At 46.6% G+C, this 21,582-nt stretch carries 19 protein-coding genes, 1 tRNA gene and 2 rRNA genes (1 of these 22 only partly in view); 7 read left to right on the forward strand and 15 right to left on the reverse strand.

Translation table 11 applies throughout. From position 1 onward, the window contains the following. Both AC4E8B_RS19930 and AC4E8B_RS19935 read right to left on the reverse strand, forming a co-directional pair. A 23S ribosomal RNA gene (locus AC4E8B_RS19930) occupies positions 1 to 391 on the reverse strand; it reaches 2,554 nt to the left of the window's first position. A 291-nt stretch (positions 392 to 682) separates the two neighbouring features. Next, positions 683 to 2,197, reverse strand: a 16S ribosomal RNA gene (locus AC4E8B_RS19935). Together the 16S and 23S rRNA genes form the textbook arrangement of a ribosomal RNA operon. A 411-nt stretch (positions 2,198 to 2,608) precedes the next feature. On the opposite strand from AC4E8B_RS19935, the gene AC4E8B_RS19940 reads away from it, so the two are divergent. Continuing rightward, positions 2,609 to 2,785: a hypothetical protein gene (locus tag AC4E8B_RS19940; RefSeq protein WP_187445869.1), complete on the forward strand. Its 177-nt coding sequence runs from the start codon at positions 2,609 to 2,611 to the stop codon at positions 2,783 to 2,785. A 129-nt stretch (positions 2,786 to 2,914) separates the two neighbouring features. Here the strand turns inward: AC4E8B_RS19940 and AC4E8B_RS19945 are convergent, their stop codons facing one another. The 3 genes from AC4E8B_RS19945 to AC4E8B_RS19955 all read right to left on the reverse strand — a co-directional run bounded on the left by AC4E8B_RS19945 (position 2,915) and on the right by AC4E8B_RS19955 (position 5,308). Beyond that, positions 2,915 to 3,481 (reverse strand): GNAT family N-acetyltransferase, encoded by a 567-nt coding sequence (locus AC4E8B_RS19945; protein ID WP_490215100.1) that lies wholly within the window; start codon positions 3,479 to 3,481, stop codon positions 2,915 to 2,917. A gap of 52 nt (positions 3,482 to 3,533) precedes the next feature. After that, the gene (locus AC4E8B_RS19950; RefSeq protein WP_490219798.1) at positions 3,534 to 4,442 is read right to left on the reverse strand and encodes a DMT family transporter; all 909 of its coding nucleotides are present in this window, start codon (positions 4,440 to 4,442) and stop codon (positions 3,534 to 3,536) included. A 164-nt stretch (positions 4,443 to 4,606) separates the two neighbouring features. Beyond that, complete coding sequence (locus AC4E8B_RS19955) at positions 4,607 to 5,308, reverse strand: MgtC/SapB family protein (RefSeq protein WP_490215102.1); 702 nt, start codon at positions 5,306 to 5,308, stop codon at positions 4,607 to 4,609. 250 nt (positions 5,309 to 5,558) lie between these two features. Here AC4E8B_RS19955 and AC4E8B_RS19960 point away from each other — a divergent pair. Then, positions 5,559 to 5,631: transfer RNA gene (locus AC4E8B_RS19960), tRNA-Ala, on the forward strand. 399 nt (positions 5,632 to 6,030) lie between these two features. Here the strand turns inward: AC4E8B_RS19960 and AC4E8B_RS19965 are convergent. The 3 genes from AC4E8B_RS19965 to AC4E8B_RS19975 form a co-directional block, all read right to left on the reverse strand. Further along, a complete protein-coding gene (locus AC4E8B_RS19965; RefSeq protein WP_490215104.1) occupies positions 6,031 to 6,840 on the reverse strand; it encodes a YitT family protein in 810 nt (269 codons plus the stop codon). A 97-nt stretch (positions 6,841 to 6,937) separates the two neighbouring features. Beyond that, positions 6,938 to 8,023 (reverse strand): nitric oxide synthase oxygenase, encoded by a 1,086-nt coding sequence (locus AC4E8B_RS19970; protein ID WP_490215105.1) that lies wholly within the window; start codon positions 8,021 to 8,023, stop codon positions 6,938 to 6,940. 52 nt (positions 8,024 to 8,075) lie between these two features. Continuing rightward, positions 8,076 to 9,062, reverse strand: coding sequence for a Gfo/Idh/MocA family protein (locus AC4E8B_RS19975; RefSeq protein ID WP_490215106.1), 987 nt, complete (start codon positions 9,060 to 9,062; stop codon positions 8,076 to 8,078). 137 nt (positions 9,063 to 9,199) lie between these two features. Here AC4E8B_RS19975 and AC4E8B_RS19980 point away from each other — a divergent pair, with 137 nt between their 5' ends. Both AC4E8B_RS19980 and AC4E8B_RS19985 read left to right on the forward strand, forming a co-directional pair. Further along, on the forward strand, positions 9,200 to 9,988 hold the full coding sequence (locus AC4E8B_RS19980) for an SDR family oxidoreductase (protein WP_490215108.1): 789 nt from the start codon (positions 9,200 to 9,202) through the stop codon (positions 9,986 to 9,988). 423 nt (positions 9,989 to 10,411) lie between these two features. Further along, positions 10,412 to 11,398, forward strand: a complete 987-nt coding sequence (locus tag AC4E8B_RS19985; protein WP_490215109.1) for a potassium channel family protein — start codon at positions 10,412 to 10,414, stop codon at positions 11,396 to 11,398. A gap of 7 nt (positions 11,399 to 11,405) precedes the next feature. On the opposite strand, the gene AC4E8B_RS19990 is transcribed toward AC4E8B_RS19985, so the two are convergent. The 3 genes from AC4E8B_RS19990 to AC4E8B_RS20000 all read right to left on the reverse strand — a co-directional run bounded on the left by AC4E8B_RS19990 (position 11,406) and on the right by AC4E8B_RS20000 (position 14,666). Next, on the reverse strand, positions 11,406 to 11,813 hold the full coding sequence (locus AC4E8B_RS19990; protein ID WP_490215110.1) for a YugN-like family protein: 408 nt from the start codon (positions 11,811 to 11,813) through the stop codon (positions 11,406 to 11,408). Between the two features lie 147 nt (positions 11,814 to 11,960). Further along, positions 11,961 to 13,310 (reverse strand): glucose-6-phosphate isomerase, encoded by a 1,350-nt coding sequence (locus tag AC4E8B_RS19995; RefSeq protein ID WP_490215111.1) that lies wholly within the window; start codon positions 13,308 to 13,310, stop codon positions 11,961 to 11,963. Between the two features lie 192 nt (positions 13,311 to 13,502). Then, positions 13,503 to 14,666 carry an iron-containing alcohol dehydrogenase gene (locus tag AC4E8B_RS20000; RefSeq protein WP_490215112.1) on the reverse strand — a complete coding sequence of 388 codons (1,164 nt, stop codon included), beginning with the start codon at positions 14,664 to 14,666 and terminating at the stop codon, positions 13,503 to 13,505. A gap of 175 nt (positions 14,667 to 14,841) precedes the next feature. Between AC4E8B_RS20000 and AC4E8B_RS20005 the strand changes: the two genes are divergently transcribed. Further along, complete coding sequence (locus AC4E8B_RS20005) at positions 14,842 to 15,072, forward strand: DUF378 domain-containing protein (protein WP_009795402.1); 231 nt, start codon at positions 14,842 to 14,844, stop codon at positions 15,070 to 15,072. 232 nt (positions 15,073 to 15,304) lie between these two features. Here the strand turns inward: AC4E8B_RS20005 and AC4E8B_RS20010 are convergent, their stop codons facing one another. Next, complete coding sequence (locus tag AC4E8B_RS20010) at positions 15,305 to 16,495, reverse strand: ornithine--oxo-acid transaminase (protein WP_490215114.1); 1,191 nt, start codon at positions 16,493 to 16,495, stop codon at positions 15,305 to 15,307. 286 nt (positions 16,496 to 16,781) lie between these two features. Here AC4E8B_RS20010 and AC4E8B_RS20015 point away from each other — a divergent pair, with 286 nt between their 5' ends. Next, complete coding sequence (locus AC4E8B_RS20015; protein WP_490215116.1) at positions 16,782 to 18,185, forward strand: sigma-54 interaction domain-containing protein; 1,404 nt, start codon at positions 16,782 to 16,784, stop codon at positions 18,183 to 18,185. 52 nt (positions 18,186 to 18,237) lie between these two features. On the opposite strand, the gene yugI is transcribed toward AC4E8B_RS20015, so the two are convergent. Beyond that, positions 18,238 to 18,630, reverse strand: coding sequence for a S1 domain-containing post-transcriptional regulator GSP13 (gene yugI / locus AC4E8B_RS20020; protein ID WP_490215118.1), 393 nt, complete (start codon positions 18,628 to 18,630; stop codon positions 18,238 to 18,240). A 442-nt stretch (positions 18,631 to 19,072) separates the two neighbouring features. Here yugI and AC4E8B_RS20025 point away from each other — a divergent pair, with 442 nt between their 5' ends. Continuing rightward, entirely contained in the window at positions 19,073 to 19,411 is a 339-nt protein-coding gene (locus AC4E8B_RS20025) for a helix-turn-helix domain-containing protein (protein WP_490215119.1), read from the forward strand. Between the two features lie 151 nt (positions 19,412 to 19,562). On the opposite strand, the gene AC4E8B_RS20030 is transcribed toward AC4E8B_RS20025, so the two are convergent. Next, positions 19,563 to 20,729, reverse strand: a complete 1,167-nt coding sequence (locus AC4E8B_RS20030) for an aminotransferase (protein ID WP_490215120.1) — start codon at positions 20,727 to 20,729, stop codon at positions 19,563 to 19,565. Beyond that, positions 20,729 to 21,229: an Lrp/AsnC family transcriptional regulator gene (locus AC4E8B_RS20035; protein ID WP_490215122.1), complete on the reverse strand. Its 501-nt coding sequence runs from the start codon at positions 21,227 to 21,229 to the stop codon at positions 20,729 to 20,731. The genes AC4E8B_RS20030 and AC4E8B_RS20035 overlap by 1 nt, the downstream gene beginning before the upstream one ends. Positions 21,230 to 21,582 lie beyond the last annotated feature (353 nt).

The following is a 21,582-nucleotide window of genomic DNA, read 5'->3' on the forward strand; positions in this document are numbered from 1 at the left end:
GTTTCAACTACGGGGCTGTTACCCTCTATGGCCGGCCTTTCCATGCCTGTTCATTTACTCCGTTCCTTTGTAACTCCGTGTAGAGTGTCCTACAACCCCAGGAGGCAAGCCTCCTGGTTTGGGCTAATCCCGTTTCGCTCGCCGCTACTCAGGGAATCGCGTTTGCTTTCTCTTCCTCCGGGTACTTAGATGTTTCAGTTCCCCGGGTCTGCCTCCAATGCCCTATGTATTCAGGCAAGGGTTCCATCCCATTACGGATAGAGGGTTTCCCCATTCGGAAATCTCCGGATCAAAGCTTACTTACAGCTCCCCGAAGCATATCGGTGTTAGTACCGTCCTTCATCGGCTCCTAGTGCCAAGGCATCCACCGTGCGCCCTTTCTAACTTAACCTGTTCGGCTGCTGATAAGCTTCACATCTCTTCGTCATCTCAATCGTCAGCATCCTCACGTATACAAAACATACGCTCCGGTGCTTCCTCAATCGATTCCTCGATCTGTTCGCTTCTCATCACCCTCACGGTTTTTAAACTCTTATTTGATATAAGAGAGAAAACCTAAAATGGCGATTACTCGGTAATGTCTTCTTCATTACATTATCTAGTTTTCAAAGAACAAAATTGAGAGATCATACTCTCAAAACTGAACGAACAAAGACCGTCACGTCTTGTATATATTCCTTAGAAAGGAGGTGATCCAGCCGCACCTTCCGATACGGCTACCTTGTTACGACTTCACCCCAATCATCTGTCCCACCTTAGGCGGCTGGCTCCAAAAGGTTACCCCACCGACTTCGGGTGTTACAAACTCTCGTGGTGTGACGGGCGGTGTGTACAAGGCCCGGGAACGTATTCACCGCGGCATGCTGATCCGCGATTACTAGCGATTCCAGCTTCATGCAGGCGAGTTGCAGCCTGCAATCCGAACTGAGAATGGTTTTATGGGATTCGCTTAACCTCGCGGTCTTGCAGCCCTTTGTACCATCCATTGTAGCACGTGTGTAGCCCAGGTCATAAGGGGCATGATGATTTGACGTCATCCCCACCTTCCTCCGGTTTGTCACCGGCAGTCACCTTAGAGTGCCCAACTGAATGCTGGCAACTAAGATCAAGGGTTGCGCTCGTTGCGGGACTTAACCCAACATCTCACGACACGAGCTGACGACAACCATGCACCACCTGTCATCCTGTCCCCCGAAGGGGAACGCCCTATCTCTAGGGTTGTCAGGAGATGTCAAGACCTGGTAAGGTTCTTCGCGTTGCTTCGAATTAAACCACATGCTCCACCGCTTGTGCGGGCCCCCGTCAATTCCTTTGAGTTTCAGCCTTGCGGCCGTACTCCCCAGGCGGAGTGCTTAATGCGTTAGCTGCAGCACTAAAGGGCGGAAACCCTCTAACACTTAGCACTCATCGTTTACGGCGTGGACTACCAGGGTATCTAATCCTGTTTGCTCCCCACGCTTTCGCGCCTCAGCGTCAGTTACAGACCAGAAAGTCGCCTTCGCCACTGGTGTTCCTCCACATCTCTACGCATTTCACCGCTACACGTGGAATTCCACTTTCCTCTTCTGCACTCAAGTCCCCCAGTTTCCAATGACCCTCCACGGTTGAGCCGTGGGCTTTCACATCAGACTTAAGAGACCGCCTGCGCGCGCTTTACGCCCAATAATTCCGGACAACGCTTGCCACCTACGTATTACCGCGGCTGCTGGCACGTAGTTAGCCGTGGCTTTCTGGTCAGGTACCGTCAAGGTGCCGGCAGTTACTCCGGCACTTGTTCTTCCCTGACAACAGAGTTTTACGATCCGAAAACCTTCATCACTCACGCGGCGTTGCTCCGTCAGACTTTCGTCCATTGCGGAAGATTCCCTACTGCTGCCTCCCGTAGGAGTCTGGGCCGTGTCTCAGTCCCAGTGTGGCCGATCACCCTCTCAGGTCGGCTACGCATCGTTGCCTTGGTGAGCCGTTACCTCACCAACTAGCTAATGCGCCGCGGGCCCATCTGTAAGTGATAGCCGAAACCATCTTTCAGCATATCCCCATGAGGGGATATGCATTATCCGGTATTAGCTCCGGTTTCCCGAAGTTATCCCAGTCTTACAGGCAGGTTGCCCACGTGTTACTCACCCGTCCGCTCGACTTGCATGTATTAGGCACGCCGCCAGCGTTCGTCCTGAGCCAGGATCAAACTCTCCATATAAGAGTAAGATTTAGCTCTGATAAAAAATTAAGATTAACGTTGACGTTATTGTTCGTTCAGTTTTCAAAGGACAATCTCCATCGCCCAGAAGCGACTTTCTTAATATAACATCTTCAAGTGAAGAAGTCAACATCTTTTTTAAGTTTTTTCAACTTCATTCTCGATGTTTTCGTTACTTCCTCGTGAGGACAAGTAATAATATATCATGGTGAAATTACAATTGCAATATAGTTTTTAATTAAATTTAATTTTTATTATCAATGTCCGTCTTGCAGGTGCTGTACATTACAGTGATATAAGCTTGGATACACCCCTGTGAATAATAGCGGAACAAAGGAAACTTATATTAAACAGGTCATACATTTGGAGCCAGTCCATATAATATAGTAACATATTCGAAAGGTGAGATATATGCTTCAAACCGCCGCACTCTACTTATCATTTATCATGGCTGTATTTTTATTGGCATTTTCCTATTTCGAGGGAATTAAAATCGCAGACTCGGAAGAGAAGGTCTACGGAGGCACCTTTATTTTTACAACGGTATCCGGTTTTATTTTCTCCGGGCTTACTTATGCATTCATCTAATAACATTAAAGGCCGTCCAGTTGAGGACGGCCGCTTTTCAGTTCTTTCCCGTACCCTTAACTAAAGGCAAGGGCTGAATTATTTTCTCTGTTACCATTCGGAAAAGAATCTTGCGAATGTATGCTTCACTCAAGAATCTTCTTCCCGCAGCAGTGCCGAGATGGCAGCATCTCTGAAAACTCCCCTATGGACAAAACGCTTCCTCAGGAGTCCCTCCACCTTAAATCCCTTTTTCTCAAGAAGCTTTTTTGAAGCTGTGTTCTCTGGGAAATAGACCGCCTCAATCCTGTTCAGGTCCAATGAAATGAACCCAAAGCGGATGATGGCATCCAAAGCTTCTGACATAATCCCTTTGCCCCAGGCCTCTGGATGGAGCTCATACCCGATTTCCGATTTGTTATGATGAGTTTCTATGGAATGGAAGCCGCAGGTTCCCAGAAGAGTTTTGTCCCCTTTCCAGCAAATGGCCCATCTGATCTGTTGTTTCATACTGTATCTCCAAGATAAACTTTCAAGGAGGTCTTCCGCTTCTATTAGGGAGCTAAAGGTCTCAACATCATAAAACCTGGTCGCCTCCGGATTTGAAAATATGCTGTACAGCTGCGGTATATCATCTGCCTCAGGCTTTCTGAGCAGCAGCCTTTCCGTCTCTATAGCCGGAAACTCAGCAGCAAACGCTTCTTCAACACCAGCCATGCTTCTCCCCCCTTCTGCTTAATATCTGGCAGTTTATACTATTGAAACCTGCCTAACGGCTCTGCGGGCTGCCGCTGACTTCTTTCCCCTTTGCTTTTCGCTTCATCATTCTTCCGTCTGCAAGAAATAGCATGATGCCGCCCATCACAATCAAGCCTCCCGCAGCCTGATACCAGGATACATATTCTTCAAGCAGAAAGTATGCCAGGACAGCAGCTCCGACCGGTTCAAACAGGATTGCCATAGAAATTGTGGAAGTGCTGAGCCATTTCAGTGACCAGTTGAACAGCGTATGGCCTAGCAGTGTAGGAAGCAGCGCCAGCAGTATAAAGTAAACCCAGTCACTTGCAGGGTAAGGACCAAGCGGTTCCCCGGCCGCAAGGACATATACCAAAAGGGTCAAAGCACTGATGCTGTATACAGTAAAAGTATAAGTGACCAAAGATAGCCTTTTCCGCACTGTCTGCCCAAACATTAAGTAAGCTGTGACCAGAGCGCAGGCAGCAAGCGCGAGAAAATCTCCAAACAAAGCGGTTCCGCTAATCCTGAAATCCCCCCAGCTGATCAGGACACTTCCCCCAATAGCAATCACTCCGCTTAAAATTGCTTTCACTGTAAATCTTTCTTTGAAGAATAAATAGGTCCCCGCGAAAGCGAACAGGGGCTGAAGGGTAACAAGGACAGTTGAGCTTGCCACTGAAGTAAAACGGAGAGATTCAAACCACAATATAAAGTGAAACGCAAGAAACACTCCAGCTATAGCTGAAAACAGCCAATCCCGCCGGCCAATCAGCTTTAGCTCCGGCAAATATTTAAACAAAACGAGCGGCAGCATCAGCAGCACAGAAAAGAATAAGCGGTAAAAAGCTATTACTCCTGAAGGAGCAGCTGAAAATTTGACTAAAATGGCAGATGTGGATACAGACACAACACCGATGGCAAGTGCTGCATATGGGTTTATCTTCGGCAAATCATTGCATCTCCTTCTAAGAAACTTCCAGTTTAGCTTTAATATTACACTTTTCGCTTTTAACATAGCCATCTTTTTTACCTTGAATGTTCAATGCAAAACGAAGGAGAGCCTCCCCTCACCGGGCAGGCTCCTTTTGAGAAACGTATTCCATTCTAATCAATGGCTTCAACCTCAGCAGAAATCACACCTATCAGAGATTTCATCGTATAGTACACATCTGTCGTATAAATGCTCCTTGACGTCGCAATCACACAATTAACCAGTATGTCATCTGCTTCTTCTTTGACGCGTACGCGCTTGATCCCGAGCTTTTTGCTTTTAATTTCCTTCATCAGCGTAGTCAGGTCTGTACTTTTCTCAATATACAGCTTTACCCTGATTTCCTTTTCCTTCAGCTTTTTAGGCCCTACCCGCTCAAACAGTGCAGGAATTATTTTGACTCCAATAATGATAAAAATGACCCCTAACAGCGCTTCTATATAAAAGCCGGCTCCGATGGTAATCCCGATTCCTGCTGAAGCCAGCACAAGAGCTGCTGTCGTCAGCCCGGAAATGGCTTCATTGCCCCTGCGCAGGATTACACCTGCTCCAAGAAATCCAATGCCGCTGATTACATAGGAAGGAATTCTCCCCGGATCCATAGGCCTGGAGTACTCTTTTGAATAAAGAAAAGCTGATTCATAAGACACAATAGTCAAAAGACACGCCATAACCGAAACAATCAGACAGGTCTTGAGACCGAGCGGCTTTCCTTTCAGCTCTCTTTCCAATCCGATGACAAGCCCTGCCAAAGCTGCAAAGGACAGCTTTACAAGCACATCATTTTTCATTACTGTATAAAACATTTCTTCCATCAGGTATCCCCTCTTCTATTTCTATCTTAAATATTCCAATATCCATAGATGAATAAACTATTTCCGCACAAAAATATGGGCAAGCATATTGCCCTTTTCACAGTTTATGCGGCTTTACTCTTTAATATTATTAAGCATGTTTAACACGTATGGGCAAGGAGATTAAGTTTTATTTCCAAAAAAGAAAAAAATCAAATTTCCCTCTTGCATAATTGATCATTTACGGATATAATTTTTCTTGTACCGATACGGGGCATTAGCTCAGCTGGGAGAGCGCTACGCTGGCAGCGTAGAGGTCAGCGGTTCGAGCCCGCTATGCTCCATACATTTAAAAGCCAAAATCCATTAGGATTTTGGCTTTTTTGTTTTATCAGCATAATAAAAATACTTCTTGAAATAATTATGATCATTTCATTATGTTATACAGGCAAAATATACCAGGACCAATAACATGTTTAAGGCACTGCAGAACGGGAATAATGCCCATAACACAATAACAATGATAGGAGAGATTAGCATGATATCAACAATCGCTATTTTGGCAGCAGCCTTTACTGCCGCAGCAGGCTTAAATTATTTTGCAGTGAAAGAAGCAGATTTTACAGAGGAAGATTTACTAAAGGATAAGTGAGGATGGGAAAAAATTTGAATATAGCAGACAAAACTTGACCCTTAACCAATGTAATCAATTGGCCAAGGGTCTTTATTTTGCCTTAAAACTCTCAGGTTCTATGAAAAGAACCCAGAACTTCGGTCGTTTCAGTAATATTGACGAAGGCCTGCGGGTCAACCTCATCTATCATGGACTTCACTTCTGTCAGCTGATAGCGGGTGATGACTGTCATGAGGATCTTCCTTCCTTCCCCTGTATAGCCGCCCTCTCCGTTGATGACCGTGATTCCCCTGTAGATGCTTGAAAGCAGCTTCGCCTTCATTTCTTCCCCTTTAGCCGTCACAATCATCACTGTCAGCTTAATATGCTTTGTATGGATGGTATCGACCACTTTGCCTGTCGCATAGATGGCGACCATAGTATTCAATGCAGCATCCCAGCTGAATATAAAACCTGAAGCCAAGACAACGATGGCATTCATCAGCGAAAGAATGGCGCCAAGCGGAAAATCTTTCTTCCTCGTCAAAAGCATGGCAATGATATCAAATCCCCCTGAAGAGCCAGAAGCCTTGAACACAAGACCGATCCCTGCACCCGTCAAGACCCCGCCGAACACGGAAGATAATATAGGTTCCGAAGAGATGGCGCTGACTGGTATTAAATAAAGGCTGACGGACAGCGTCAGCACCGAAACGATCGTATAGAAAATAAACCGTTTCCCAAGCTTAATGACCCCAAGGATCAATAAAGGCAGATTCAAAAGGAAATTCAAAATCCCTGTATTGAAAGGTGTAATGATGCCAAGCATGATTGCCACCCCGCTGAGCCCGCTGCTTAAAATTTCATGGGGGATCAGGAATAGGTTATAAGCAAAGCCAACAATCGCAGAACCCAAAATAATGATCAGTATATTTTTCATATGGCATCCCCCTTTATTTCCACAACAATAATAATTTAATTTATTATAGTAGAGAAATAAAGGAATCCGTAAAAAATAGTGTTTTCAGAATAAATAGCTATAAATGGAAATCTGTTTCCTGGTAAAAGAAATTAGGGGTTTTGATTTCATTCTTATAGCTGCTGTGAAAAATATGTGTAGCTGCCGGAGATATGGGCGGGATCAGCCAGGCCCAATCACCAGTTACCGGCCTGCCGCATGCTGATTCTTTTTCCTCAAACAGCTTGAACTGCTGTGCGGCTGTATGGTGGTCAACAATGCTGACCCCCTTCTTTTTATACGAATGAAGAACAGCAGCATTCAGCTCAACCAGCGCACGGTCCTTCCACATGGAGGCGTTCCTCTTTGTATCAAGCCCCATTCTGCCCGCTATTTCCGGGACCAGATTATACCTGAAATCGTCTGCAAGATTCCTGGCGCCGATTTCAGTCCCCATATACCAGCCATTAAAGGGAGCAGCTGTATAGCGGATCCCCCCGATTTCAAGGCACATATCCGAAATGAACGGAACGGCATACCACTTTAAGTGAAGATCGCTGAACCATTCAAACTCGGGGTGCTCAAGCGGCACTTCAAGAATATCGCCAGCAGGTATTTCAAAAAGCGCCGGCTTCCGCCCATCTATCTGGACAAGAAGAGGCAGCGGATCAAACCGCCCGTTCTTCCCTTCCCATCCCAATTCACGGCACAGGTTCGTCAGTTTGACAGAGGCTGGGTCGCCTATGATCCTTTCTCCATTATCATAGCCGGCATACCGAATCAGCTGGTGGTTAAGGATCCGCACTTTTTTGTTTTTATCCTCCTGACGGAATACAGTGATGGCAGACCTTACCTTGCCGCCGTTCGCTGCGTAGCTGATATGCCTCAGTAAAGCTTGGCCAATTTCATCTTCAGTCTCAAGCTCCCTTTCATCAAACACTTTAAGGCTGTCCCAGAAAAGCCTGCCGATACAGCGGTTGCTGTTCCTCCAGGCCGTTTTTGCGCCATACTCAAGCTCTTCATAGGTGTGATGATAACTGCCTGTATGATCTATCTCCTTAAGGATTTCATTGAGGCGCTGTTCTGTTTCGCTGATGCTTTTATTCAGCTCTCTGTGGCATAAAGCAATAAAGCTTTCTGCTTCCTTCCTCAGTTCCTTAACCAAAAATTTGCCCCCCTGTATCGTATAGTGATCTTGATGCAATGGCCATTTCCGTTCAGTTCTGGTCTGCAGGGTAGACAATGCCAAGCTGGCTTCTCACAGAATCGAGAATTTCCATGACAGCAAGGGAGTTAGACAAAGAATTCGTTGCTGATTCCAGCTTTCCGTTTTTGATAAGCCCGACGAATTCCTCTGCTTCATAATACATCGAGGCTTCCTTCTGCTCTCTTGTTATTGATTCTGAGCCGCCGCCGCGATAACGGATTTCAACTTTTTCCGGCGTATGGATTTTGTCGATTACTATATTTCCGTTCTCTCCCTGTATTTCAGCAGGAAGCTGGGAGTCAGTGATTTTTGAATACATAATGACAGCATCCATCTCTTTATATTTCAATACAATGCTTCCTTCTCCATCCACTCCTGAATCGAGCATGACTCCCTGTGCCTTGGCTTCATCCGGCTTGCCAAAGAGGGCTACCAGAGGATAAATGCAGTAGATGCCGATATCCATCAAAGCGCCGTTGGAAAAATCCGGTTTGAAGGCATTGAGGATGGTCCCTTCTTTGTATGCATCGTAACGCGAAGAATATTGGCAGTAAGAAGCAAAATATCTCCTCACCGGCCCAATTTTATCAAGATTTTCCTGGACCGCCTTGAAATTTGGCATAAGTGTGGATTTAAGCGCCTCCATCAATACGACCTTATTCTGTTTAGATGCTTCAATCATCCGTTTTAATTCAGCCGCATTGCTGGCTGCAGGCTTTTCGCAGAGCACATGCTTCCCGTGCTCCATCATCAGAATAGATTGTTCTGCATGAAGGGAATTGGGGCTGGCAATATAAACAGCATCTATTTCGCTGCTTGCCGCCATTTCCTCTAATGATGTGTATGTATGTTTTACACCATATTTATCTGCAAAATCCCTTGCTTTCTCTTCTGTCCGTGAATAAACAGCCGTCAGCGAAAAATCCTCTGCTTTCCCAGCGGCATCAAGAAATCTTTCTGTAATCCAATTTGTTCCTATTACACCAAAACGAACCATTTGGCACCTCCATGTATCCTTTTTGTACTCTCCAACTAGGATACATTTTTTCAGCTTATTTCGCCAGCAGCTGCAATTTGTGGTTTCTTATTCAGCTGCCTTGGGGAAAATAACTGGAAAAAGGAGGTAAGGCTTTTATGAGCGGTTCATCGCTGAAAGGGAAGACTGCTTTGATTACCGGAGCAAGCTCCGGGATAGGAAAGGCTGCCAGCATCCGGCTTGCTGGAGAAGGGGCTAAAATTGCTCTTGTCGATGTAAAGGAAGAGTTTGCAGCAGAAGTCAAAGATCAAATAGAGTCAGCAGGCGGAGAAGCCATGATCATCGAAACCGATGTTTCTGTCCCCTCACAGGTAGAGGAGGCTTTTCAGAAGGTATCCAGTAAATGGGGGCAGCTTGATATTGTTTTTGCCAATGCCGGGATAAATGGAGTTGTTGCCCCAATCGAAGACCTGACACCAGAAGAATGGGACACGACCATTTCAACAAACCTGAAAGGGACTTTCCTGACAGTGAAATATGCGATCCCCCTTCTCAGGAAAGAAGGCGGAAGCATCATCATCACCAGCTCCATCAACGGCAACAGAACCTTCCGTAATTTTGGGATGTCAGCCTACAGCACATCAAAAGGGGGCCAGGTCAGCTTCGGAAAAATGGCTGCCCTTGAACTCGCCGGATACCGCATACGCGTTAACATGATCTGTCCCGGAGCCATCAAGACGCATATCGGAGAAAATACTTTCCCAGAGGAAGAGAATCTGAAAAAAGTAAAAATACCAGTTGAATTTCCGGAGGGAAGCATGCCGCTCGAGGACCATCCCGGATCTGCCGAACAGGTTGCCGACCTGGTCCATTTCCTTGCATCCGATCTGTCCAGCCATATTACCGGAACGGAGGTATATATAGACGGCGCCGAATCGCTCCTTTGAGGAAATGATAAGAAAAAATGCCCGGCAGCTGCCGGGCTATGCTTATGCTTTCTATATGTAAAATTGCTTTCGTGCTTTATTCTCCTCTTTCTTGACTATGTTCCGTATAAAGATCTTTTCTTTAAGTGTAAGCTCCCTTTTAAGATTTGTGCGGAAAAAAAGCATTAGATCCGCATATCTGATATTTATAATCCTCCATTTCCCCTTTCCCTGAGAATCCCAGCTACCTATATTATTTCTCCGTTCTTCCCTCAATTCCTTGCCGGGGAATATTTTTTTTTGCTTTAGCACCTATGTGGTTTACAACAGGAAGGTTCATTGGTAAATATTTCAGGCAGCTTTACTCTGCCATCTAAAGCATGTTTCAGAAAAAGGGACTTGGTTCATAATGGTAGGTGTTAGCAATCAGAAGGAGTGAACAGCATGCCGCACTTCATTTATTCCAGTTTCATCAGGCTCCCGCTTGCTATACGGATACTCCTGATCGCCCTATTGGTCATCCTGACATTCGGGTTCATCATCTCCATCCTGGAGCCCCATAATTTCCCGACGGTCTTTGATGGGGTGTGGTGGGCAGTCATCACAGCGTCCACAGTAGGCTATGGGGATTATGTGCCGCATACTATCCCCGGCAAAATAACAGGCATCATTCTGATTCTTACCGGGGCGGGCTTTTTATCAACCTATTTTGTGACTCTGGCAGCGGCAGCTGTAACAAGACAGAATGATTATTTGGAGGGAAAAGTGAAATTTAAAGGAGACAATCATTTAATCATCATAGGCTGGAATGAACGGTCCAGAGAGCTGATTACTGCTTTGGACGAGGAGCATAGAGGCCTTTCCATCGCCCTCATAGATGAAACACTCAGGTCCAATCCATCCCCCGGGATTGTACATTTTATACAAGGGCGGTCGAACCAGGATCAGGTTCTCCTTAAGGCAAATATCCGGCAAGCAAACAAAGTGATTATTACAGCAGACCAAAATAGGGATGAACTGCAGGCTGATATGAATTCAATTCTATCGCTACTGGCCGTTAAAGGGTTAAACCCTGAAGTTCCGTGCATTGTCGAAATTCTTACATCTGAACAAGTTGCAAACGCCAGAAGGGCTGGGGCAGATGAAATCATCCAGACGAATATACTGACAAGCTCCGTCATGATCCACAGTATTTCTGCTCAGGAAATGGTCACTTCTTTCCTGGATCTCCTTGGCCATATGAACGGAAGAAGATTAAGGCTCATGCCGGCCAAAGACTTTGATTATGCAGTGACCTTCACTGAATTAAGTGCACTGCTGCTGAAGGATGGCATGCTTCTCTTCGGCATAAAAAGAGGGGAGGAAACCTTTGTGAATCCTCCCCACCCTTTCAGCATCGAGTCTAATGACGAACTGATTGTGATTGCCTGAACAGAAATCAGCCGTTCAGCAATAATGACTCCAGCTCCTGGACAAGCGACCTCCCGACATCAATGTATTTTTCCGGGAAGCTGGCGTCCTTGTCCACCGGCTCCGAGAATTGATTGAAAGAAGCAGTATGGTTCCACGTATAAGCATGATCGTCCAGCCCCCGCTGATATTTATGGGACAAAAGGAACGGCCGCTCAATCTCAACCGTGCAGCCTCTCGAATCCAGCTGGCCGTCAATCGATCTGAAAGGGACGCGCAGGAACTGATAGCCCACTTCATCATCTATCTTATAGTCAAAGGCGCCATGGTCATATTCCCAGCCTCCCCCTACCGTATAGCCAGCCGGCTTTAGCAGCTGCTCAAGCTTATACAGATCAAAGTGTTTCCCTTCCACCCGGGATGGTAATTCAATCATTTCCAGCACCTCTTTTCTTTTTTTATAGTATCCCCGGTCTGGTTTTATCTATCATATTTTCTCGCGGGGAGGGTTTCCTGAGGGAGCTGCCAGTGGATACATGTAAAAAAGAGTGCTGAACATTTTCAGCACTCTTTCTTTTTGCATTTATTTAAGCCTTTTTTCAAGCTCCGCTTTTTTCTCTTCATACCCAGGCTTGCCAAGAAGCGCAAACATATTGACTTTATATGCCTCTACTCCCGGCTGGTCAAAAGGATTGACACCAAGCAGGTAGCCGCTCATGGCGCATGCCTTTTCAAAGAAATATGCCAGATATCCGAATGTATAGGCATCCATCTCAGGGATCGTCACGATCAGGTTTGGCACCCCGCCATCTGTGTGGGCAAGCATCGTTCCTTCAAAGGCTTTGTTGTTAACAAAGTCGATTGTCTTGCCTGCAAGGTAGTTCAGGCCATCCAGATCACTGTCAGCTTCTTCAATTGTCAGCTCGTGGCGCGGCTTTTCAACCTTGATGATCGTTTCAAAGATATCTCTGCGGCCTTCCTGCACATACTGTCCAAGGGAATGCAGGTCTGTAGAGAAGTTAGCTGATGCCGGGAAGATCCCTTTCTGGTCTTTTCCTTCGCTCTCGCCAAACAGCTGCTTCCACCATTCAGCAAAATACTGCAGCCCCGGCTCATAGTTGATCAGCATTTCGATTGTTTTCCCTTTATTGTACAGCGCGTTGCGGACAGCGGCATATTGGTAGGCAGCATTTTCTTCAACTTCAGAGCTGCTGTATTCCTCACGGGCCTTTGCAGCGCCTTCCATCATTGCCTGGATGTCCGCCCCGCTTGCCGCAATCGGCAGAAGGCCGACTGCTGTCAGCACTGAATAACGTCCGCCGACATCATCAGGGATGATGAATGATTCATAGCCTTCTTCGTTAGCCAGTGTTTTGAGTGCGCCTCTCGCTTTATCTGTCGTGGCATAGATGCGTTTGCGCGCTTCTTCTTTGCCATACTTTTCTTCAAGCAGACTGCGGAAGAGGCGGAATGCGATGGCCGGCTCTGTCGTCGTGCCGGATTTTGAAATGACATTGACTGAAAAATCCTTGCCTTCAAGCAGGTCCATAACATCCTTCATGTAAGTTGAACTGATATTGTTTCCAACGAACAGCACCTGCGGAGTGGAGCGCTTTTCTTTTGGCAGTTCATTATAGAAGCTGTGCTGCAGCATTTCAATGGCTGCGCGCGCGCCAAGATATGAACCGCCAATGCCGATGACAAGCAGCACATCAGAGTCGCTCTTGATTTTTTCGGCCGCTTTCTGGATGCGGGCAAATTCTTCTTTATCATAATCAGCAGGCAGGTCGATCCAGCCCAGGTAGTCGCTGCCTGCACCCGTTTTTTCATGCAGGGAATGGTGGGCCACCTTAACGGCATCCCTTAAATATGTAATCTCGTGTTCACCAAAGAAGCTCAGTGCTTTTGAGTAATCAAAACGAACATGTGTCATGAATGATCCTCCAATTATTTTTATTCTCTTTCACTTTAACGAAAGGTGTGCCAGTAATCAAGAAACTAGCTATAATGTAAGCGTGTCCAATTCAGGATTTTTTTTGCGCAGGAACCAAATGGAAAAACTGAAGCAGAAATGGCGTTCTTCAGCTAAAAATAAAACCTGGTGCCAGGCACCAGGTTTTATTTTTTATAGGGATGCTTTATAGATGCTTACGACGTCTTCGCGGTTCAGCTTTTTGAAGTTTCCGAACTCGCCGTTGGCCATGGCTTTATCAGCCATCGTTTCAATGCCGCTTTCATTGATATCATAATCCGCCAGGCGGGATGGGGCGCCGATGCTGTTCCAGAATTCCCTCAGCTTTTCAATGCCTTCAAGTCCTGCTTCCTCATCTGTCTTACCTTCAGGATCGACACCGAAGACACGGACTGCCAGCTGCTTGAACCGGGATGGCTTTACGCTCAAGTTATGCTTCATCCAGTTCGGGAACAAGATGGCAAGGCCTCCGCCATGCGGGATATCATAAACAGCTGAGACGGCGTGCTCTATATTATGGGTTGCCCAATCTCCGCGATAGCCCATTGACAGCATGCCATTGAGAGCCATTGTCCCATTGTAGAGAATCGTTGCTCTGTGCTCGTAATTCTCAGGATCTTCAAGAAGCTTAGGCGCTGTTTCCATTACAGTAAGCAGGAGCCCTTCGCACATGCGGTCCTGCAGCAGTGTATTCTCTTCCAGATGGAAGTAATGTTCAAACACATGGGACATCATGTCCACCATGCCATAGATGGTCTGGTCTCTTGGAACCGTGAACGTGTTGACCGGATCAAGAATAGAGAACTTAGGGAAAGTGACAGGGCTTCCCCACCCGTATTTTTCATTCGATTCCCAGTTTGTAATAACAGAGCCTGCATTCATTTCAGAGCCGGTTGCCGCAAGGGTCAGTACGGTTCCAAAAGGAAGCGCCTCCCCGGCAAAGGCCTTTTTGGTCACAAGATCCCAGGCATCTCCATCATATTCAGCGCCTGCCGCGATGGCTTTCGTGCAGTCGATCACACTTCCGCCGCCTACTGCAAGAATGAAATCAATGCCCTTTTCCTTGCAGATTTCCACACCTTTATGGACAGTCGAAAGCCTCGGATTCGGTTCAACTCCCGAAAGCTCGGACACTTCCGCACCGATTTCCTTCAGCTCAGCCAATACCTTCTCATAAAGGCCGCTTCGTTTAATGCTTCCGCCCCCATACACTAACAGAACGTTTTTTCCATATTGGGGAATCTCATTTTGCAGCTCCTTCAGCGTATCTTTGCCGAAGATCAATTTCGTCGGATTTGAAAATGTAAAATTTTGCATGAAAGCATCCTCCTTTTCTTCGTTATTATTATCTGTTATTTACAGTTGTAATGCAAAAAGTACGTTTTTTAGAAATGACTATGGGTACACTAAAAACAAAGTCATTAGAGCATGAATAATTACTGGATGACTGTATCAAATTAGTAAGGAATTAATCACAAAAGGAGGAAACAACATGAGTGCCATTCAACGCATTGCACTGGTTTTAACGATCATTGGTGCTATCAACTGGGGTTTAGTCGGCTTCTTCCAATTTGATCTTGTTGCAGCAATTTTCGGCGGACAAGACTCTGCTCTTGCCCGCATTGTGTATGGACTAGTAGGTATCGCAGGTCTTATCAACCTCGGCCTTTTATTCAAGCCAAGCGAAGAAGTAGAACGTGCTCCTGAGACAAACCGTTCATAATTCGGCTGGCGCCGGATACACTGAAGATTCTTAAGAAAAGCGCAAGCGCCTTGCTCACCCCCGACAAGCACAAGACGATCCTCCCGGAAAGGCGTTCTTTGCCTTCTTGGGAGCAATGGCTTGAGACCTCGAGAAGGCAGGCTCAGCTGCTGGACAGTAATTAAAGTTGAAAAAATATACTTTCTTATCAATCACGGAAAAACTCCCCCGGCTGCCGGGGGAGTTTCGTGTTTCAGCTCAATACTTTTTTAATTTTTTCAATTGCCCAATCAAGGTCCTCTTCACTGATCACCAGCGGAGGGGCAAAACGGATGACCGTATCATGCGTCTCTTTGCAGAGCAGCCCCTCTTCTTTCAAGGCTTCGCAATACTTGCGCGCCGGCTCTGTCAGCTCTACGCCGATAAACAGCCCCCTGCCCCTTACTTCTTTAATGACCGGGTTCTCAATCTCCTTAAGCTTGGACATAAAGTAATCCCCGAGCTTCCGGGATCTTTCAGCAAGATTTTCCTCCACAAGAACATCCAATGCGGCTACCGACACTGCACATGCCATCGGATTGCCGCCAAAGGTTGAACCGTGTGAGCCTGGATTAAATACGCCAAGAACGTCTTCATCTGCAGCCACACATGAAATCGGGAATACACCGCCTCCAAGTGCTTTTCCGAGAATATACATATCCGGCTCGACGCCCTCCCATTCACAGGCGAACATTTTACCTGAACGGGCCAGGCCAGCCTGGATTTCATCGGCTATGAAGAGAACATTGTTTGCGCGGCACAGTTCGGAAGCCTGCTTCAGGAATCCTTCTTCAGGAATGACGATCCCGGCTTCCCCCTGGATAGGCTCAATCAGGAAAGCAGCTGTATGTTCAGTGATGCTATTCTGTAAAGCCTCCAGATCTCCGTAAGGAATCAACTTGATGCCAGGCAGCATCGGACCAAAGCCCCTCTTATATTCTTCTTCAGACGACAGAGAGACGGCTGTCATCGTCCTGCCGTGGAAATTCCCGATGCAGGCGATGATTTCTGCCTGGTCCTCAGCTACCCCTTTACGGTCATATGCCCAGCGGCGCGCTGCCTTCACAGCTGTTTCGACCGCTTCCGCACCGGTGTTCATCGGCAGGACCATCTCCTTCCCTGTCAGCCCGCTGACCTTTTCATACCATGGCCCAAGCTGATCATTATGGAAAGCACGGGAAGTCAGGGTAACCCGGTCTGCCTGATCCTTCAAGGCCTGTATGATCTTCGGATGACGGTGCCCCTGATTGACTGCTGAATAGGCGCTGAGCATATCCATGTACCGCTCACCTTCGGGATTCTTGACCCAGACTCCCTCAGCTTCTGAGATAACGATCGGAAGAGGATGATAATTATTTGCCCCAAACTTTTCTGTCTGCTGAATTAACTGGCTGCTGTTTTCCATATAATGATTCCTCCATTCACACTTAGAAATTGTCTTTTCCATTGTAACGTTAATAGGCGGGCCTTTAAAGCAAAGATGCCTGATTCTTCTGAAAAAGATCCATCTGATTTCACATTATTAATATGCAATTTCTGTGCCAGCATAATATTACAGTTTTAAGTTCTATTTGGAGTCCCAGAAAGCAAATTTTTTTGGCACCTAAGCAAATAGCGCAAAATTTGTTTGCACCCCCTGGCAGATAAACATACAATATACGAAGATACATTAAAGGGAGCCGTTCACAAATATGAAGAATGAACAGAATCATCTGCCGTCAATCATCCTGGAGCAGATTCTTGAAAATATAGACGCCGGGGTCCATGTGATTGACCATGAAGGCAGGACCATTATCTATAATCGCAAGATGGCTGAGATAGAAGGAATGAATCCGAAATCTGTGGTCGGCCGGAGCCTCCTTGAGGTTTTTCCCTTCAGCCGCCAGGAAGACAGCACGCTGCTGCTGGCATTAAAAAGCGGAAAAGGGACACAGCCGGCCAAGCAGACCTATTTTAACAGCAAAGGAAAAGAAATCACCGCCATTAATCATGCCATCCCGATTCTGGAGGATGGCAATTCATTGGGGGCAATTGAGATCGCAAAAGATGTCAGCATGATTGAAAGGCTGATAAAAGAGAATATCTCCAGAAAAACCAGCGGCCGCTATACATTTGATAACATCATTGGTAAAAGCAGGCCAATCATGGAAGTAGCGGAAGCCGCAAAAAGGGCGGTCAGGACCACTTCCCCCATCCTGATTGCCGGAGAGACCGGGACCGGCAAGGAATTATTCGCCCAGAGCATTCACAGCGGAAGCTTGCGCTCGCCAGGTCCTTTCGTGGCACAAAACTGTGCAGCCCTTCCGGAAACACTGGTAGAAAGCATCCTTTTCGGCACCAAGAAAGGCGCCTTCACAGGAGCAGTGGACCGTCCTGGATTATTTGAACAGGCAGAAGGAGGCACTCTGCTGCTCGACGAAATCAATTCTATGCCCGCTGCCCTGCAGGCAAAGCTTCTGCGCGTATTGCAGGAGAAAAAAATCAGGCGCATCGGGGATACGAAAGACAGGGAGACAGATGTAAGGGTAGTTGCAACGATCAATGAAGACCCGGTCGACGCCATTGCAGGGGGCCGCCTGCGGAAAGATCTATTTTACAGGCTGAGCGCTGTCTCCCTTTTTATCCCTCCATTAAGGGAGCGCAAAGAGGATATTCTGCTGCTGTCCTCCTTCTTCATAGATAAATATAATGATTGGTTCGGAATGAAGGTCGCGGGGCTTGACGAAGAGACAGAAGAACTATTTCTCCGGTACGATTGGCCGGGGAATATCCGTGAGCTTGAACACATGATTGAAGGGGCCATGAACATGGCTGAAGACGATGCCAGGATAACACCGGAGATCCTGCCCCACCACTTCAGGCATAAAGCCGAGGCCCCCCATTCTTTCCCGGTAAAAAATCCGGAAGAAACAGCCCGCCCTCAGCCGAGCCTGGCCGATTATGTAGATTTTGCAGAAAAAGGTTATATAAACAAAGTGTGGAGAGAGCAGAATGGCAATATCACTCAGACCGCAAAAATTCTTGGCATGAGCAGACAAAACCTGCAATACCGGATTAAAAAGCATGATCTCACATACCCTGGGAGCAATGCTTAGATATAAAAGAAAAGGCCGGGCATGGATGCCCGGCCTTACTTCATATAACATATTAGCGCTGTGACTGGTCAATCCACTCTTGAAGCTTATCCTTGAGCGTGTTGAAGCCCTGGGAAGAATCAGGATCGTTGTGCTGAATCGCTGCAGCCTGGCGTGGTTTACGAGGCTTTCTTGCTTTTGCCTCAGCAGCTTCAGCTGGTGCTTCTTCAGTTGCACGGATAGATAAACCGATCTTTCCTGCAGCTTCATCCACAGAAAGAACCTTTACGTTTACTTCATCCCCAACTTTAAGGTGCTCGTTAACATCCTTTACATACCCGTGAGTAATTTCAGAAATGTGAACCAATCCCTGTGTATTTTCATTAAGAGCAACGAATGCGCCGTAAGGCTGGATTCCAGTAACCTTTCCTGTTAATACGCTGCCTACTTCGATTTTCTCTGACATATGAACACTCCTAATACCTATTTATTTTCGTCGATTATACGCAATTAAAAATTATATCATATATCAACGATTTTATCAAAACAATCCTTTTTGAGAAAATAAGCTAAAAATTGCCTTCGTTCAACCTGGCGTCAAGGCACTCCGGCACCGCCTGAGGCATTCTAATTACGGCTGGATTTTCTTTTGAGTGCCCCTATTTCGCTTATGAGACACTCTAACACGGTCGGACGCTCCCTTGAGTGCCTCATATCCCGCTTTTGAGGCACTCCGGCACTGCAGGTCCCTCTTTTGAGTGACTTATATCATCTCATGTCTCTCTTTTCAGGTACGTTAATAACATTAATCGAACTGTAACAAAAAATACATGGACCACATATTTCTCCTTGCTAATATCGCGCTAAAATGGTGGTGTAAGTTTATTCTGTGAAAGGATGGGTGCAAAATGTCCGCAATCGGTCTGGCCATTAAACAGAATAGAGAAAGATTGAATTTGACTCAGCAGGAATTGGCTGTAAAGCTCAGAGCAGGCCTGCGTACCATTGAAAAATATGAAAACGGCAGCCAGCTGCCTGACAATCAGACTATCCTAAAAATCTCAACCATCCTGGACGTGCCCGCATCCGAACTTCTAAAGCCTGGTTCCCATACCTTCCGGGAAACTTTAGATCCTGAGCTTGAGCAGCTACTAAAAGATACAGGCATGAACAAAGCGAAATTGATATTGAAAAAAGCGAAGGAAATGGGAGCAGAGGATTTTTTGAGGATGAGGGATATGACTTAATGAAACTAGATAAACTTCCATTGAAATCATAACTGAATATTTTTCTTGTTTCTATGTATACAAAAGGGGGAATACGGAAAAGCTTAAAACATAAGCTTTCTAGTATTCCCCCCCTTTTTTGAAGTGGATATCCTGATGGATATCCCTTTTTTTATTTTCTGTTCTCAAGGAAGCGGCCTATCCTTTTTACGGCTTCCTGCAGCTGTTCCATTGATGATGCATAAGAACAGCGGATATGGCCTTCTCCGCTCTCCCCAAAGACATTCCCTGGTACAACAGCTACTTTTTCCTCCAGCAGAAGCTGTTCTGCAAACTCTTCTGAAGTCAATCCTGTTCCTTCAATGGAAGGAAAAGCATAGAAAGCCCCGCCAGGAGTATGGCATGGCAGCCCGATATCCTCCAGTGACTGAACAAAATAATTGCGGCGGCGGCGGTAGCTTTTTTGCATGCTTTCCACATCGCCCCTGCCCGTCCTCAGCGCTTCCAGAGCTGCAAACTGCGCCATTGTGGGGGCACACATCATACTGTACTGGTGAATTTTCAGCATAGCCTGGGATATTTCCTTCGGCGCACAAATAAATCCCAGCCTCCAGCCGGTCATGGCAAAGCCTTTTGAAAATCCTGAAATCAATAAAGTCCTTTCCTTCATTCCGCTGATGCTGGCAAAGCTTGTATATTCCTCATCATAGACAAGCTCAGCATATATTTCATCAGACAGCACCAGAAGATCATGCCTCTCAGCAACAGCCGCTATGGCCTCCAGTTCATTTCCTGACAGCATCGTGCCGGTAGGATTATTCGGGGAGCAGAGGAGGATTGCCTTTGTCCGCGTGGTTATCGCCTGTTCCAGCTGGGAAGGGAGGATTTTAAAGTCGTCCTCTTTTTTCGTCTGGACAGTAACAGGAGTCCCTCCTGCCAGGCTTACAAGCGGGGCATAAGAAACAAAGCAAGGCTCGATGACGATCACTTCGTCCCCCTGATCCAATATGGCCCTTAAAGCGATATCGATGGCCTGGCTCGCCCCCACTGTGACGATGATTTCAGATTCTGGTTCATATAGGACCCTGAAGCTCTTTTTCATATAAGAAGCAATTTCCTGCCTTAGTTCAAGCAGCCCTGCGTTAGCCGTGTATGAGGTATACCCCTGCTCGAGCGAGAGGATCGCCGCTTCCCTGACGGACCAGGGGGTAACGAAATCCGGCTCTCCTACACCAAGGGAGATTACGCCTTCCATTCCTGCCGCCAGATCAAAGAAACGCCTGATGCCTGACGGCTTGAGCTGATCGACCTTCGCGGATATATATGTTTTTGTTTTCATTACGGCGATACCACAATTCTTTTATCTTCGTCCGCCTGGTCAAAAATGGTCCCATCATGCTTATACTTCTTCAGGATGAAATGAGTCGTGGTCGACAGCACTGAATCAAGGGTGGAAAGTTTTTCTGAGACAAACCGTGCAACTTCATTCATGGAACGCCCTTCCACAATGACAGAAAGGTCGTAAGCCCCTGACATCAGGTAGACCGAGCTTACCTCCTTATACCGGTATATCCTCTGTGCGACCTCGTTAAAGCCTACTCCCCTTTTCGGGGTCACTTTTACATCAATCATGGCGGTGACGCCTTCATGGCCGTCAATCCTGGCCCAATCCACTGCAGAGGTATATCGGACGATGACGCGGGCCTGCTCCAGTTTTTCCAGCAGCCCTGCTGCCTCTTCAACAGAGATAGCGGCCATTTTTGCCACATCTTCAAGCGGGATGCGTGCATCTTTTTCTAAGATTTCAACAATTTCAAGTTCTTTATCACTCAGTCTCATGGACCTTCCTCCCATTCACGTTTAAAATAGTTACATTATAGCAAAATCGGCGTAATAATAAATCGCACTTTTCTATTATTTTTCTAAAATAATTTTCCAGCCGATGTGTGAAGAGTCCCGAGAAGGGAATGATAAAACAGTAACGTGCAGCGCCTTGCACCAAAGGAACGCAGACTAAAAACGCCGCGTCCCGCGCTAACATCTGCATGACCAGCTTTCCGGGTTCCTCAATACAGGCCTCCCAGAAAGGCTTCTTCCTTTCCGGGAGGCACGTCTTGGGGCTTCGAGGGGGCAGGCAAGCTGCTCGACAGTGATCGGAGCTGAAAAATATATTTAATTCCTTATCTTTAAAT

This window comes from Bacillus sp. SRL543 (assembly GCF_984799205.1).